The sequence below is a fragment of the Paenibacillus sp. FSL H7-0942 genome (genome assembly GCF_045040715.1).
GTDB lineage: Bacteria > Bacillota > Bacilli > Paenibacillales > Paenibacillaceae > Paenibacillus > Paenibacillus amylolyticus.
Window position 1 is genome coordinate 5771467 of sequence record NZ_CP150279.1, and the last position, 14921, is coordinate 5786387.

The following is a 14921-nucleotide window of genomic DNA, read 5'->3' on the forward strand; positions in this document are numbered from 1 at the left end:
TATATCAGCAATTTGCTTCCATCCAACTCGCTTCTGAGTACAAGCTCTAGGGGAATAAAACATTTCGTTCTATATCCTGTTAACTTGGAAAGGTTTGTTTGGATTTGTGCAAATGATTATTTGTGAGCAGAACGGATTGTAAAGTTGTTTTTACTATTTGTGTTCTCTTATGCTCACTCTTTCGTTTCACTTACCACCAACGGAAGCCGTCTGCTGCTGTCAGGCGATCTGCTGACTCTGGTCCATGCGAACCTGCACTGTACGTATCCAGTGGCACGCTGCCCGCTTCGAATGCTTCCTGAATAGGTTGCACCCATTGCCATGCCAGCTCCACTTCGTTCCAGTGTGCAAAGAAGGTGGAATCTCCACGCATTGCATCAAAGATCAGATTCTCGTAAGCTTCAGGGATGTTACGTTTACCTGAGTTGAAGGTCATATGCATTGGTTCCACTTCACCATGGTTCAATGGATTCTTCGCATTTAATTGAAGCGAGATGCTTTCTCCCGGACCAATTTCAATCGTCAGCAGGTTAGGTTCTGTTGTGTTTTCGGATTCATGACCGGTCTTCAGTGGAGCCTTGAACTCAACAACGATTCGGGTGGATTTCTCAGCCAGGCGTTTACCTGTACGGATATAAAATGGAACCTCGCTCCAGAACGGATCATCGATCCAAAGTCTTGCAGCAACATAGGTCTCATTCTGAGATCCGGCTGGAATGCCAGGCTCGTCCAAATATCCAACAACCGAGGAACCTTGCAACTCACCTGCTGCATATTGCGCACGAACAACTTCAGAAGCGATATTTTCTTTTGTCAACGGACGAAGTGCTTCAGCAATTTTTTGCTTTTTGAATTGAATTTCTTCCGGTGTGCAACGTTTTGGCAAATGCAAACCAATCATCATCAGCAACTGAAGCATATGGTTTTGGAACATGTCACGAAGAGCACCACTTTGGTCGTAATACGCGGCACGTTCTTCAACACCCACCGTCTCACTTGCCGTAATCTGTACATTGGCAATATAACGGTTAGACCACAACGCCTGAATTACCGGATTCGCATAAGTGAGCGTCTCAATATTTTGAACCATCGGTTTACCAAGGAAATGGTCAATGCGATAGATCTCTTCTTCCGCAAAGGTGTTGCTCAGTTTTTCGTTCAGATCACGAGCCGATTGCAGGTCATGTCCGAATGGTTTTTCGATAATCAGTTTTTTCCAGCCTTTGGTGTTGCCCAGGCCACTTTCTTGAATGTTTAATGCGATTGGCTCAAAGAACTCCGGTGCCACCGACATGTAGAACATGCGGTTTTCGGGAATGTTAAGCTCTTGTTCACGCTGTTGAACCAACTCCAACAGTTTGGTGTAATCTTCAAGCTTCGTATTATTTAAAGAACAATAACGGAAAGCTCCAATGAAATCACGAACTTGAGATGCTTCTTCCGGCGTCTGACGTGAGAATTCATGCAGTGACTTTTCAACATTCGCCTGGAAGTCCGTATCTGACAACTCACGTCGTCCCAAACCGATAACGGAGAAGGATTTCGGCATTTTCTGATCCATGTACAAATTATATAATGCAGGGTAAATCTTGCGTTTGGCTAAATCGCCTGTTGCCCCGAACAGGACAAATGTCATTGCATCCATTGGAGTGCCTCCTGTGATCTGTGCAGTATAGTATATGATGTTGCAAAATGTTCAAATCCAAGCATGACAAAAGACGGAATAAGTGGGTATGGTCCCCGCCTTGCCTCCGTTTATATAACACACCTGAATTCAACCATGGAACATTCCTTCTCTCCACAACCTGTGTTTAGGTTATAAATTGTAACCATTTGAATTAACGTTACCCATATTACACCTGTCGTCACAATTCGTCAACAATCGTGTCGAACCTGTGAACTCCAGTGTTTATAGGGTTTTTATTTGATGATAACGCTTTATGTGGTAACATTAAGAACAATTGGTATGTGACATTTTACACATATGGCCTGTGGACAAGTAGGTTACAATAAGTATACTAATGATATTACAAGCAATACTAAATCAAAGGAGTACAATCATGAGCGATGATGAGAATGCCAAGCAAATATGCACAAAAGTGGAACAATCTTATCAGATCATTGGCCGAAAATGGGTAGCCCTCATTATCCATGCGTTGATGGAGGAACCCAAACGCTTCAGTGAGATTCACGCTTATATCCCTGACTTGAGCAAACGTGTGTTAAATGAGCGAATGAAGGAATTGGAGGAAGAAGGACTTGTGGTTCGCCATGTGGTCACGGAACGTCCAGTTCGAACTGAATATATGTTGTCACGAAAAGGAACGGAACTGGGGAGAGCTTTAAGCGCCGTGGAACGTTGGGCTGATAAGTGGCTGTAACAGCTTGAGGAATCCTTAATGTTTATTTAGCTTGAAGTTACCGATGTGCAATCCCGGAGGTTGGAGTATCGCATTTAGCAACTGGCTAGTGCCATCCGCATCCGGGATTTTTTTAATTCAAACGGTAAATACTAATTGTGTATAGAGACGTAATAACGCTATTATTTTGCAAACCAAATTAATGCTTACTGTTCCGTTCAAATTGTTGCTGATAATACAGCGGGCTCGTCCCGGCAGATTTGCGAAATAACTGGAAATCCGATTCACTTGAAATTCCGCACGTCTGCCACTCTTTTTCATCAAAAGTGTTATTGTCTCAGGGAGAAAATAGGCTTGCTTCAACCTCTAGACTAAACCTAGTCCGTTATGCTGCTACCTGTCTCTTGATGAAAAATGCGGGAAGCATATGATTTGGACAGATGAACATCTGCCGCCATCTGGTCCAATCTGATCTCATATTTGAAATGCTCTTCAACCCATTGCATCATCTTCTCCAAGTGTTTCAGATGACGTGAATCCGCTAACTGCGAAAGCGTTTCATTCGCGCTCTCTTTTTATTGATCCAATCCATGACTATGGAGATTATTATCTTGAAGCGATTGCGAGTTAAATGGATGGAAAAACCGGGTGTATTAATTTTTTATCGTGAGGTAGGTGTAATGGATCTAGTACAAAAAAAGATGCCCATTCTCACTTATGTGAGGAGCATCCTTTTCACGGAAAACACTACGAATCCAACTTGCTCCCGAGTGTAATACTCGAATCCTCGAAGTTCTCCACCGTCTTCTTTTTTTCATAAAAGTGTACGGCATGTTGCATAATTCCTTCTCTTGTGTAAAACGCGTCTTCCGCCCCTAGTGGGAAAACAACCTTTTCTCCCGTACTCGCCGACTTATAGATACCCACAATCAGTTCAAGCGTATTCCGACCACTTTGGCCATCCACCAGAAGGGGTGATCCTGTCTCAATAGCGTTTAACACATTCTCAACTTGCCCAGCGTGACCGACATGAGTAACATCCGGTAATTCGTCAGCGAGCTTCTGAATCTGGTGTTCCAACTCTCGATTTGGTTCCGGAAATCCGTTATTCCGCGCGGTAGAAGCAACCACTTTCCAAGGTGCAGATACCCGGGCTTCTTTGCCCTGAAAAATTAACTGTTGATCCTCTCCGTGATGTACGACGGAACTGGTAATCATGCCAAGCGCCCCTTCCTGGAAGCGAAGCATCGCCATGGATATATCCTCAACTTCGGCATTATCATGTGCCGTATTTGCCATCATCGCCTGTAGTTCCACTGGAGGTCCCATCATCCAAAGCATGGCATCAATATGATGCACCGCATGATTAAGGGTACAGCCTCCGCCTTCTTTTTCCCATGTCCCGCGCCACCACAGATCATAATAATTGTGGCCCCGCCACCAGAACGAATCAACCTGCACATGTACAATCGGTCCCATCCGTTTACTGTCCAGCACACCTTTTAGCTTCATCATTGGTGTCGTAAACCGATTCTGTGCTACTACGGATAACAACTTGCCACTTGCTTGCGCTGCCCTCAACATCAGATCCGCTTCCTCCAGGGAAGAAGCCAACGGTTTTTCGACCAACACATGTGAGCCTGCTTGCATGAAATCACACGCAATGGGAGCATGCGTATACGGTGGTGTACAGACTGATACCAGATCAATGTTTAGGGCAAGTAACTCTGTGTAATCCGTGACAGCTTGTGCACCTTCCAGACCATATTCATTAATTCGCTTCTGTGCTTTTTCCACGTAGATATCGACCACAGCAACAATCTGACATCGCTCAGGGAACGCCAAATATGCTGAGATATGTGCTCCACTAATTGCACCTGCTCCGATAATCGCCACTTTTAACATCGTTGCATACCTCCCTTATTCCCTTCACAATACACAATAATAAAGCGCTTTTATGCGTTCATCTTGTGCTAAAATAAAACTATCTTGCGCATGATAAGGGAGGCATTCATGAAGTCCATCTTTCTGGGAGAACAATTTAATCTGGTCTGTCGTCGTACATCCAACACTACGTCTCGCGAAGTGTTCCATGCTCATTCGCAGCTGGAGATAACCTATATTCACGAAGGATATGGGCAGTTGATAACCGAAGGTCAGGTTTTCTCCCTTGAACCCGGTATGCTCATGATTTTTCGACCTTTTCAATTGCATCACATCCAGATTCAAGTATCCAGACAGCAGCCTTTCATTCGAAATGTACTCATGGTTGAACTTGATCTACTGAAGGCACATTGGCCCCAATTTATCGTTACTCACGACTTCATACAGGATCTGCTGGAAGAGCAATCCCCCATTCAGCCCATCCGACTTGCTGCCACATCCCCACTCGTTCAACGAATGGAACAATATGCAGATACGTATCCAGCTCTCCTTCCCCACGTAATAGAGGAGGATACACGCCTCTTTTTATTGGATCTGCTCGCACAACTTCGCTATCTGTGGCAGGACGGGCAGCAAAGCCGCTCCCAAGATGTACTTTCGTCCAGTGCAACCGTTCTTCACCCTCATGCCGAAGCCATCATGCAATGGATTGAACAGCATTACCAGGAGCCTTTTCGTTTGGAGCATATCGCAGATACACTTCATCTGTCCCCCTATCATCTATCTCATGTATTCAAAAAAGCGACTGGCACCACCATCGTTGCTTATGCTCAAGCCACCCGCATCCGTCATGCCTGTGTGCTGCTCACTCGATCCTCGCTCACCGTTCCCGAAATCGGTCACCGTGTCGGTATGACCAGCCCCTCCTACTTTTGCAAAGTATTCCGTACTACCACAGGCTCTACACCACATCAATATCGGCTGAAGGTGCAGGGGAGGAAGTAATGGATCACAACAACAAGAAAGAAGCGAAAGAATTCACTTCTCCGCTTCTGCTCCTCTTTCACAGTTCACCCGACTCAACGACATTGAGCTCCAACCGTTTCAAATAGGGAATTAGGCGTCTCTCTAGATACCTTAAATCATCCTTCTGCTCCGCTGACAAGCGTTCCTCATGGATACTTCCACCCTTGTCCATCACCATAACTTTGTATTTCTTCATTTGTTCATAGACAGACTTGAACTCACGATATTGTTCCTTGGTGAATGTCTTCTCTGCCTGTTCCAACTGTTCCGTCCAAAATTGCTGCTCGTCCATCAGTCTTTTGGAGGACCCTATACTCACAGCTTCCAGCTTCTCAAAAAACGGTTCCAGCTCGGCTACAAGAAGGTTATATCGTTCCTGCTCCACTGTACTCCACTGCTCTGGATGCATATTGCCCTGAGAATCCGCATACTTCACGGCCATTTGCCCTAATTGCTTCAGCAAGTCCATATATTGAACAAATTCTTCTTCGCTGAAATGGGCCTTGGCCGTCTGCAGCTTTGCTTCCAACCTCATATAATCCTCAGCTGTTCCCCCCATAGCTTTGATATTCTCCTGCGAACCATATATTCCATCTGCGAGATAGGTGTATCCTGCGTAGGCTCCGGTGGGAATAATGAGCACAACAGCCAAGAGCCCCGTGATCAGCCATTTTTTTCGATTTCTTCTGATGTGCGAATCACTTCGAATACCATCCATCATTTCATGTTTAATTCTCACAGGAACGGACCAGTCTTTGGTCTCTTCCTGGTAGGCTGTTCGCAACTGTTCATCGAGTTTCATGCAGATCCTCCACCTTTCCCCGCAATCTTGGATTCATCTTCTCTTTCTGTCTTAACTTCGCCAGCGCCGCATGTATGCGCGATTTTACGGTTCCAAGCGGAATCTCCAATATGCCAGCAATCTCCTCTTGCGTATATTCATTCAAATAATGAAGTGTGACCACCTGCTGCAGCTTGTACGGCAAACGGCGTACCTGTTCCAGCAAAGGACGATTTGCCAGTTTGTTGACCAGATCAGTGGAAAAATCATATTCTAGTCCCACGTCAGATTTTTCAATCCGCTTGCCAAACCGAAACTGCATCAATCTTTTGCGTCGATAACTCTGAACCTGTCGCATCGTCACCCCCATCAACCAGGGACGAAAAGCACGCTCCGCATCATATCGCGCCAATGATCGATACGCCTGAATGTAAATCTCCTGTACCACATCCTCCGCGTCAGACTTGTCCTTGATGAGAAATCGCACAGTTTGATATATCCTCGTCACTGTTTTCTCATATAATTCTCCATATGCTTCTTCATGCCCCGCCCGTATTAACGTTACAAGTTCTATGTACTCATCTTGTTCACTCATTATCCATTCCCCTCCTCCTTACACTATATATTGGCATGCCAGCATCATATCGTTCGATTTATTTATTGAATGAGTAGGTATGGCTGAATCTGATACAAAAAGGTCCTCTGGTGTTTATCATGATATAATATACCTAATTTTTATATAATTGGAGGTTCTCTGCATCTGAGTAATAAAAACACCTTTGGTCTTTTGATATTATCTATTTCGATCATCGGATTTGTAATTGCCAGAAGCAAGCTTGAGGCCTACGCTACGGTATATAGACTTATTGGGATCTTGGTTATCTTATCTTCTTACTTCTTTTTCTTGCGAAAGCGGATATAAGGGAGTAACTTAGCAGGGGTGGTCACTACTGTAATGAAACTTTTCAGCAAATTGTACTCAGAATATCTCCTGATTCCACGACCTCTACGTTTGTTGTTTTTATGGGGATGGATTGTTTTGTTTATTGTTGCTGGTACCAAATTCAGATGGTTCTACTTCCTACAATAAGCTGATTCAAAGAAGTCTGATCCCCTGGGACATAAAAAAAGAGCTGAGTCGTCATTATGACGTCTCGGCTCTTCTTTGATGCTCATCCTCTTCCTTACAGATAAAGATATAGGTAATCAACTCGAGCTAGCTTATACGTTCCTTTTTGAGGCAAACTTTATTTGATATTCAGAAATTCATATCACTTGATCACCGCTTCTGAATAGTTCTACCTGTTCAAGTCTTGCCAGTACGTTGGCAAGGCTTTTTTCTCTTAAACATAAGTTGTTTGGCTTTGCTTATGTATTCTTTAGATTTTCTTCAGAAATATGCTCATTAATTCCTTAGTTTTTTTCATTATGATGTCAATATCAACAAGAGAGGAGGCAAAACAATGATCAGTAATACGATCTTAGAGCTACTTCATCAGTATGGTTATCTGATTTTTTATTTTGCCTTCTCATTAGGGCCTTTCGGTATTCCAATCCCAAATGAAATCACGATTATCAGCGGTGCCATTCTGAGCCACACAGGAGTTATCAATTCATGGATCACATACTTCTGTATTTTATCTGGACTATTAACGGCCATTACCTTTGCTTATTTTGCAGGGAAGCTATTTGGAAGCAAGATAAAACACAAGTTTCAACATCATAAACACTTCGTCAAGGCTGAACTGATTCTGAATAAAAGTGGCAATTGGGCGATGTGTATCGGTTTGTTCATTCCAATCGTGCGATATATTCTCCCTTTAGTGATGGGACTCAGTGGCGTGCAATATAGAAAATTTGCTCTCATCTCCTATTTCAGTGCTTTGTTATGGACCATAACGTATTTTACAGCGGGAATTTACTTCGGCGGCCCCATTCTATCGACGCTTCATTTATTACATTTCTAACTGGTTTGGATAACATACCATCACATTATGGAGGAACCCTATGAATTCCAATGAACCTGTTTTATTTTTGAAAAGCTTTCTGCAAAGCCCTAAACATGTCGGCAGTATCATACCCAGTTCCCGGTTTCTCGCCAGCAAAATGGTGAAGCAAGCCTCTTGGCTAGAGGCAAAAGCAGTCGCCGAGCTTGGATCGGGTACAGGTCCTATCACTCGCTATATTCATCAACAAGTACACGATTCCACCAAAGTCCTATTGTTTGAGATGAACGAAACGATGAGGAATACTCTTAAGACGGCATACCCGGAGTTCTCCTGTTATCCAGACGCCGCTCGATTGGTAGAATCCATGAATCAAGAGGGCGTTGAGCAACTGGATTACATTTTTAGCGGATTGCCCTTCTTCAACTTTGAGCCTGAATTAAGAAATACGTTGGTAGACCAGATCCATAAGGCACTCAAACCTGGAGGATTATTCATCGCCTTTCAATATTCACTTCAAATGAAAAAAACATTATCCGAACACTTTATCATCAAAAAAATAGAATTAGTGCCTTTGAATATCCCACCTGCTTTCGTTTATGTCTGTCGCAAAAAGGAAACAATTTAAACATTCCAGACTATCGTTTACACTGATGTTATCCTAATTTTTAAGGAGTGTTGAATTATGAATACCGTTCTCGTTGTTGATGATGAACCCGATATCCGGGATGTCATTCATGTCTATTTACGTAACGAAGGATATCATGTCATTGAAGCAGCCAATGGTGAGGAAGCGCTAAATATTATCAAAACAACATCGGTTCAACTCGTTATTCTGGATGTTATGATGCCCATTATGGATGGAATCAAAGCCTGCTTCAAAATAAGAGAAGTATCACCCACTCCCATTATTATGTTATCCGCCAAGGAAGAAGACATTGATAAAATCACGGGCCTGACTACCGGGGCCGATGATTACATGGTCAAACCGTTTAATCCATTAGAGTTACTTGCTCGCGTTAAAGCTCAGTTACGACGTCAAACACTGATCGGGAAACCAGAATCCAATTCACTTATTTTAATCAAGGACCTTGTCATTGATACGAGTAAACATTCTGTGAAGCTCCAAGATAATGACATTTCGCTTACACCACTGGAGTTCTCCATTCTGGTGTTGCTTGCCAGCCATCCTGGACAAGTATTTAGCTCCGAGAAAATTTACGAAACCGTATGGAAAGAACCTTACGGGTATTCAGATAATACGGTGATGGTTCATATTCGTAACCTGCGAGAGAAATTGGAAGTAAATCCGCGGGAACCTCATTACATTAAAACGGTATGGGGAGTGGGATATAAAATTGATTAAACGATTACCACATTTTAAAAAAAAGATACAGATTAACATCCTATATCAAATGTTGATCAGTTTATTGATTTCGTTTGTTGGCTCTGTGGGTGTAAATAATATGTTGATCATAGCTGCCGCAAAAATTAGTGAAAGATTTAATTGGCCTTCGCTCCTCTACATCTTTCCTTATGTTCTAACACCAATTTTCATCGTAATTTTCACGTTAATTTTTTTGTTTTCCACACGAAAAATTGTGAGAGATCTCATTACTTTGGAGCAAGGACTTCAATTCATCTCTGAGGGCAATCTGGACTATCGGGTACCTGTCAATCGACAAGATGAACTTGGACGCGTCGCTTCCAACATCAATCATATGACAGAACAGTTAAAGCAACAGATTGCTAAAGAACGTGAATTGGAGCAATCCAAGATGGACATGATCACTGGCATCTCACATGACCTGCGTACACCGCTTACCAGCATAATTGGCTATATTGAGCTTCTCAAATCAGAATCATTTCAAGACAAAGCAGAGTATGATCGTTTCATCCAAAATACCTATAACAAAGCAACGCATTTGAAGAAGTTACTCGATGATTTATTTGAATATACGCGTCTTAACGAAGTGAACACCCAATTGGATTTAAAAAATGTTGACCTCTGTCAGCTATTGGACCAATTGTTGTTTGAATTCGAACCTTTAGCTCAGGAGCATGGGATTCGTATTGAAAAAACTCTCGGTAATGCTCCAATCATGGTTTCCCTAGATAGTGATAAGATCGCTCGAGCCATCGACAATCTCCTCATGAATGCACTCAAGTATTCCTTTAAACCGGGCACGATTCATGTTCGAATGAGTGTGCAGCATAATCACGTTACCATTGAAGTAGAGAATAAAGGCATACCACTAACGATAGAACAAAAAAACAGACTGTTTGATCGCTTTTATAAGGTGGATTATTCGAGGAATAGCGAAGGTATTCAATCAGGATCTGGTCTGGGACTTTCTATTGCGAGAAACATTGCGGATTTACATCAGGGGACTTTAACACTAAAACATACGCGTAACGTATTTATATTCCAACTAAGCTTGCCTTCTAACATCCAGTGAAACATCAATAGCATTGATAATGGAGGATACCGCGATGAAAACATCCGAACCACTTCTTTTCCTGCAAGGATTTCTGAGAAACCCCAAACGAGTAGGCAGTATCCTCCCCAGCTCCAAATATTTGGCTAAGAAAATTGTCCAATCTGTACTATGGGATGAGGTAAGAACCATTGCTGAGCTGGGGCCAGGAACAGGGGCCATCACCCGGCTTATAAGATCACAATTACCGAAATCGGCAACCGTGTTTTTATTTGAAAGAGACACCAAAATGAGAAGTAATCTGAAGAAAACATATCCTGAATTCATGTTCCATTCCAATGCATCCTATCTTTTAAAAAGGATCAACCAAGAACATGTGCATCAGTTGGATAGCATCGTTTGCGGACTGCCCTTTTTTAATTTTTCCAGAGAAATGAGACAAAACATCCTGTCACAGATCGATACAGCGCTCCGACCTGGAGGCACGTTAGTTTTGTACCAGTACTCCCTTCATATGAGGAAACAATTAGCTGAGTTATTTGAGATGGAAAAAATTCAATTTGTGCCCTTCAGCTTCCCTCCTGTTTTTGTATATGTTTGTCGTAAAAGACAAGATGAAGGACAACGTGAAGCGATCGAATTGGGGAAGATCTGATTTATCCTCTTTATATGTTTAATGTCCTGTCTTGTCCTGTGAGGATCTAATTATGCGAGTCATCATCTTACGCGGCAACAACCGCGGCATAAACGCGATGAATCGGTTTCGAGCACCAGGCATAATTAATGTCTTGCCACGCAAGAAGCCTTGATACCCTTCTTGCGCCACCTGTCCAGCTTCCATGATCGGGCCTTGCAACATCTTGGAGACACCCATACCCGAACGATCAACAAATCCAGTAGATGTCAGACCTGGACACAGTGCTGTCACTGTAACGCCAGTACCGCTTACTTCATTCTCCAAAGCCTCAGTGAACGATAGTACATATGCCTTTGTTGCATAATATACCGACATCATCGGCCCAGGGAAAAAACCTACCAACGAAGCCACATTCATCACACCGCCATGCCCACGTTGGATCATATCCGGTAAGAACAGCTTTGTCATGACGGTTAAAGCCTTGATATTCACGTCAATCATATTAACTTCTTGTTCCATATCTGTTTCCATAAACGTCCCGAACAGACCGAAACCTGCATTGTTGACAAGATAGTCAACAACAATGCCCTTTTCCTTCAGCTCATGATAAATCTCCTGTGGTACCCCAGGTGCCGCTACATCTTTGGCAATAACCGTCGCCTGAATGCCATACTTTTTCCGATACTCCTGAGCTAGACCCTGTATTTTACCCTCACTTCGTGCTACCAGCACAATATGATGTCCACCTTTGGCAAACCGATCTGCTAACTCTTTACCGATCCCACCCGATACCCCTGTGATTAGAACTGTCTTTCTCATATCGTTACCTGCCTCTCTTTTCTATAAAATATGTTTCATCTGGAATATCAATATTTGAACGAACGTTCTATAATAGTGAAAAAAATAGACTACCTCCGTATGAGATCCAAGGATAGCGTCGCTATACGAAGAAGTTTTTCCTTGGTCATCGAGGTCTTGGCCATCACCCTTAACCCAATGCTTACGTTATGCAGATATTCCGCTAATACTTCGCCGTTGTACTCCGTTGTGAATTCACCTTCTTGCTGTCCCCACACAATAATGTCCTTGATTAGTTTCTCCGTATTTGCAAACATCTCCGTCGATCGGTGGTTCATGTCTTTATCACGTGCCGCCAATTCTACCGTCGAATTAACAATGAAGCAGCCTGATGCTGGAGATTCCTCTCCATGAATTAAAGAAAGAAATATAAACTGAAGTGCTTCCGTTGCCGTTGTAGAACGCGTTACGCCTGCTGCAAGAGCGGAGCTGATTTTGTGATCATACAGATCTACTGACTTTAGAAACAAGGTATGTTTATCACCAAATGTGTCATACAAGCTTTTACGATGAATTCCCATATGATTAACCAGATCCGTCATAGACGTCTTCTCGTAACCTTGTTCCCAAAAAAGTCTCATCGCTTTATCCAGTACAACAGACTCTTCGAACTCTTTGCTTCTCGCCATTGGTTTCCCTCCTGTTCAGAAAACGAACATTAAATAACACAAGCATGATCTTAACGAGCCTTTAAAAGGTAACAATGACTTTGCCCTGGGAGTGACCCGTTGATACTTTAATCAATGCCTTTTCAATGTCCTCAAACGTATACGTAGAATCGATCGAAGGTTTAATGTCTTCTTTTTCTACAAGAGAAGTGATTTCTTGCAATTGAATCCCACTGGAATGCACAAATAAAAAACGGTATTCAGTTTCAGTCTTCCGTGCCATGGAATCCAAGCGTGCACCTACGAGACCAAACAATGCTCTTTTCCACAACGGGAATTGACTGTCCACTGCAAAGCGATAATTGGGTCCTGCTTTCAAAGAGACTAATTTCCCCTGTGGTTTCAAAATGCTCAGTTCAGCTTTGATCTCGTCCGCACCCAAGGTGTCGATCACATAATCAATATTGGACAGAATATCAGCATAGTGCTCGGTCTTATAATCAATGAATTGATCTGCTCCAATGCATAAACTACGTGCTCTGCCCCTTTCACTGCCACTTGTAATCACCGTTAATCCCATGGACTTGGCAATCGGGATAGCCATCGCACCGAATCCCCCGGTTCCGCCAGGAATAAACAACTTTTTATTCGGTTCAACTCGGAGTACATCATGCAATGCTTGATATGCGGTCAGGGCAGTAAGGGGTACCGCAGCAGCTTCGATAAAAGACAGATTCTCAGGCATAATGGATAAGGCATCCTCATGTACAGCCGCATATTCAGCAAAAGCACCAATTTTATTTAGTGGCAACCTGGTATAGACCGAATCCCCCACTTTAAATTTCAAAACATCATCACCGACAGCTTCAATGACACCCGATAATTCATTCCCTAAAGTTAAAGGTAACGTATAGTCGGCAATCATCCGAACACTACCATTCATATTCAAGATATCCAGCGGATTTACACCTGCAGCTTTCACTCTGACAAGGACCTCATGGCTCTGAATCTGAGGTGTCTCAATATTATTGATTTCCACCTGGATTTTTTTAGAGTATTTCTGTATTTGAGCTGCTCTCATCATCTATCCTCTTCCTTTGCTTATAGACTATATAAGTTGAACTAAAGATTATTTACACTGACACTACGATGACAGAACAACCCTCCAATCGCTGTTATCGTGTAAATAAGTAGTTCAACTTATGTAGGAACATGGCGCGCAATGTTCAGTTGTACGCCATGCTCCATGGTTTGTGCTAGTGTAGCCCCTCTTGCGACTTTAATTCTTCCAACGTAGGATAATCCGTGTAGCCCTTACTTCCCAATCCAAAGAAGGTTGTCGGATCTGCTTCATTCAGTGGCGCACCTTGTCGAAGTCGTTCCACCAAATCTGGATTAGCTAAGGACCATACACCAACCGGTACCACATCAGCGAGACCACGATCTAAATCGACACTGAGATCCTCCAACGTTCTTCCAGCCCGATTGACCAACAATGGATTTTGCCAGATCGAACGAATGTCTTGGAGCAGTTGTTCATCTCCAAGATGCATAACATGAAGGTAAGCCAAATCCAATTGAGCCAATTCTTCTACAAGATAGCGATACAGTTCAGGACCTTGTTCGCCATCTTGAATTCCACCCAGTGGTGTGCCTGGTGAGATACGGAAGCCTGTCCGTTCTGCACCTATTTCCTTCACAATGGCTTTGGTTACTTCAATCGCAAAGCGAGCACGATTTTCAATAGATCCGCCATACTCATCTGTGCGTGTATTCGAATTTTCTCCTAAAAATTGATTGATCAAGTATCCGTTGGCCCCATGAATTTCAACGCCATCCGCCCCTGCTTCGATCGCTGCGGCTGCTGCTTTTCGGAAATCGGCAATGGTCGTTTGAATATCCTCCTGACTCAATTCCCGGGGAACGGGGATATCCTGCATCCCTGTAGCCGTAAACATTTCTACACCCGGTACGATTGCTGACGGAGCAACCGGTTGACGATGATGCGGGGTATTGTCCGGATGTGACATGCGACCCGCATGCATTAATTGGATATATACATAACCGCCAGCTTCATGCACCGCATCCGTTACCTTCTTCCATCCTTCAATATGCTTATCGGTGTAGATGCCCGGTGACCATAAGTAACCCTGTCCATCATCGGAAGGTTGTGTTCCTTCCGTAATCAGGAGTCCCATCGTTGCGCGTTGAGCATAATAAAGTGCCGCCAACTCTCCAGGTGTACCATCTTCTTGTGCTCGACTGCGTGTCATAGGTGCCATCGCTAGTCGATGAGGCAATTCCATGTTGCCAATCTTTGTTTTACTCCATATCTTTTCCAATTGAATGTACTCCTCTTCTTATTTGAGATTTTGTAAATGTA

At 43.2% G+C, this 14921-nt stretch carries 16 protein-coding genes; 7 read left to right on the top strand and 9 right to left on the bottom strand.

Annotated elements, in window-relative coordinates; translation table 11 throughout:
• Positions 1-190: 190 nt before the first annotated feature.
• Positions 191-1645, bottom strand: a complete 1455-nt coding sequence (gene zwf, locus MHI48_RS25425) for a glucose-6-phosphate dehydrogenase (RefSeq protein ID WP_076328966.1) — start codon at positions 1643-1645, stop codon at positions 191-193.
• Positions 1646-2060: 415 nt separating this feature from the next.
• Here zwf and MHI48_RS25430 point away from each other — a divergent pair, with 415 nt between their 5' ends.
• Positions 2061-2381, top strand: a complete 321-nt coding sequence (locus MHI48_RS25430; RefSeq protein ID WP_036605715.1) for a helix-turn-helix domain-containing protein — start codon at positions 2061-2063, stop codon at positions 2379-2381.
• A gap of 356 nt (positions 2382-2737) precedes the next feature.
• Here the strand turns inward: MHI48_RS25430 and MHI48_RS25435 are convergent, their stop codons facing one another.
• Positions 2738-2869, bottom strand: coding sequence for an AraC family transcriptional regulator (locus MHI48_RS25435; RefSeq protein WP_245838400.1), 132 nt, complete (start codon positions 2867-2869; stop codon positions 2738-2740).
• 238 nt (positions 2870-3107) lie between these two features.
• Positions 3108-4265, bottom strand: a complete 1158-nt coding sequence (locus MHI48_RS25440; protein ID WP_076328965.1) for a Gfo/Idh/MocA family protein — start codon at positions 4263-4265, stop codon at positions 3108-3110.
• Between the two features lie 108 nt (positions 4266-4373).
• Between MHI48_RS25440 and MHI48_RS25445 the strand changes: the two genes are divergently transcribed.
• Positions 4374-5249, top strand: a complete 876-nt coding sequence (locus MHI48_RS25445) for an AraC family transcriptional regulator (protein ID WP_405142157.1) — start codon at positions 4374-4376, stop codon at positions 5247-5249.
• Between the two features lie 58 nt (positions 5250-5307).
• On the opposite strand, the gene MHI48_RS25450 is transcribed toward MHI48_RS25445, so the two are convergent.
• Positions 5308-6072: a DUF3600 domain-containing protein gene (locus tag MHI48_RS25450; protein ID WP_076328963.1), complete on the bottom strand. Its 765-nt coding sequence runs from the start codon at positions 6070-6072 to the stop codon at positions 5308-5310.
• On the bottom strand, positions 6059-6646 hold the full coding sequence (locus MHI48_RS25455; RefSeq protein ID WP_076328962.1) for a sigma-70 family RNA polymerase sigma factor: 588 nt from the start codon (positions 6644-6646) through the stop codon (positions 6059-6061). The genes MHI48_RS25450 and MHI48_RS25455 overlap by 14 nt, the downstream gene beginning before the upstream one ends.
• A gap of 868 nt (positions 6647-7514) precedes the next feature.
• On the opposite strand from MHI48_RS25455, the gene MHI48_RS25460 reads away from it, so the two are divergent.
• From MHI48_RS25460 to MHI48_RS25480, 5 genes are read left to right on the top strand one after another with little or no spacing between them, the layout of a single operon-like run.
• Positions 7515-8018 carry a DedA family protein gene (locus MHI48_RS25460; protein ID WP_405142159.1) on the top strand — a complete coding sequence of 168 codons (504 nt, stop codon included), beginning with the start codon at positions 7515-7517 and terminating at the stop codon, positions 8016-8018.
• A 40-nt stretch (positions 8019-8058) separates the two neighbouring features.
• Positions 8059-8625, top strand: coding sequence for a class I SAM-dependent methyltransferase (locus MHI48_RS25465; protein WP_405142161.1), 567 nt, complete (start codon positions 8059-8061; stop codon positions 8623-8625).
• A gap of 57 nt (positions 8626-8682) precedes the next feature.
• Positions 8683-9363 carry a response regulator gene (locus MHI48_RS25470; protein ID WP_405142163.1) on the top strand — a complete coding sequence of 227 codons (681 nt, stop codon included), beginning with the start codon at positions 8683-8685 and terminating at the stop codon, positions 9361-9363.
• Between the two features lie 49 nt (positions 9364-9412).
• Positions 9413-10456, top strand: coding sequence for a cell wall metabolism sensor histidine kinase WalK (locus MHI48_RS25475; protein WP_083677496.1), 1044 nt, complete (start codon positions 9413-9415; stop codon positions 10454-10456).
• A 34-nt stretch (positions 10457-10490) separates the two neighbouring features.
• A complete protein-coding gene (locus tag MHI48_RS25480) occupies positions 10491-11090 on the top strand; it encodes a class I SAM-dependent methyltransferase (protein ID WP_076328957.1) in 600 nt (199 codons plus the stop codon).
• Positions 11091-11108: 18 nt separating this feature from the next.
• Here MHI48_RS25480 and MHI48_RS25485 read toward each other — a convergent pair whose 3' ends face one another.
• The 4 genes from MHI48_RS25485 to MHI48_RS25500 all read right to left on the bottom strand — a co-directional run bounded on the left by MHI48_RS25485 (position 11109) and on the right by MHI48_RS25500 (position 14880).
• On the bottom strand, positions 11109-11891 hold the full coding sequence (locus MHI48_RS25485; RefSeq protein ID WP_076328956.1) for an SDR family oxidoreductase: 783 nt from the start codon (positions 11889-11891) through the stop codon (positions 11109-11111).
• An 89-nt stretch (positions 11892-11980) separates the two neighbouring features.
• Positions 11981-12559 (bottom strand): TetR/AcrR family transcriptional regulator, encoded by a 579-nt coding sequence (locus tag MHI48_RS25490; RefSeq protein WP_405142166.1) that lies wholly within the window; start codon positions 12557-12559, stop codon positions 11981-11983.
• Between the two features lie 61 nt (positions 12560-12620).
• Positions 12621-13619, bottom strand: a complete 999-nt coding sequence (locus MHI48_RS25495) for an NADP-dependent oxidoreductase (protein ID WP_405144729.1) — start codon at positions 13617-13619, stop codon at positions 12621-12623.
• Positions 13620-13794: 175 nt separating this feature from the next.
• A complete protein-coding gene (locus MHI48_RS25500) occupies positions 13795-14880 on the bottom strand; it encodes an alkene reductase (protein ID WP_405142168.1) in 1086 nt (361 codons plus the stop codon).
• Positions 14881-14921 lie beyond the last annotated feature (41 nt).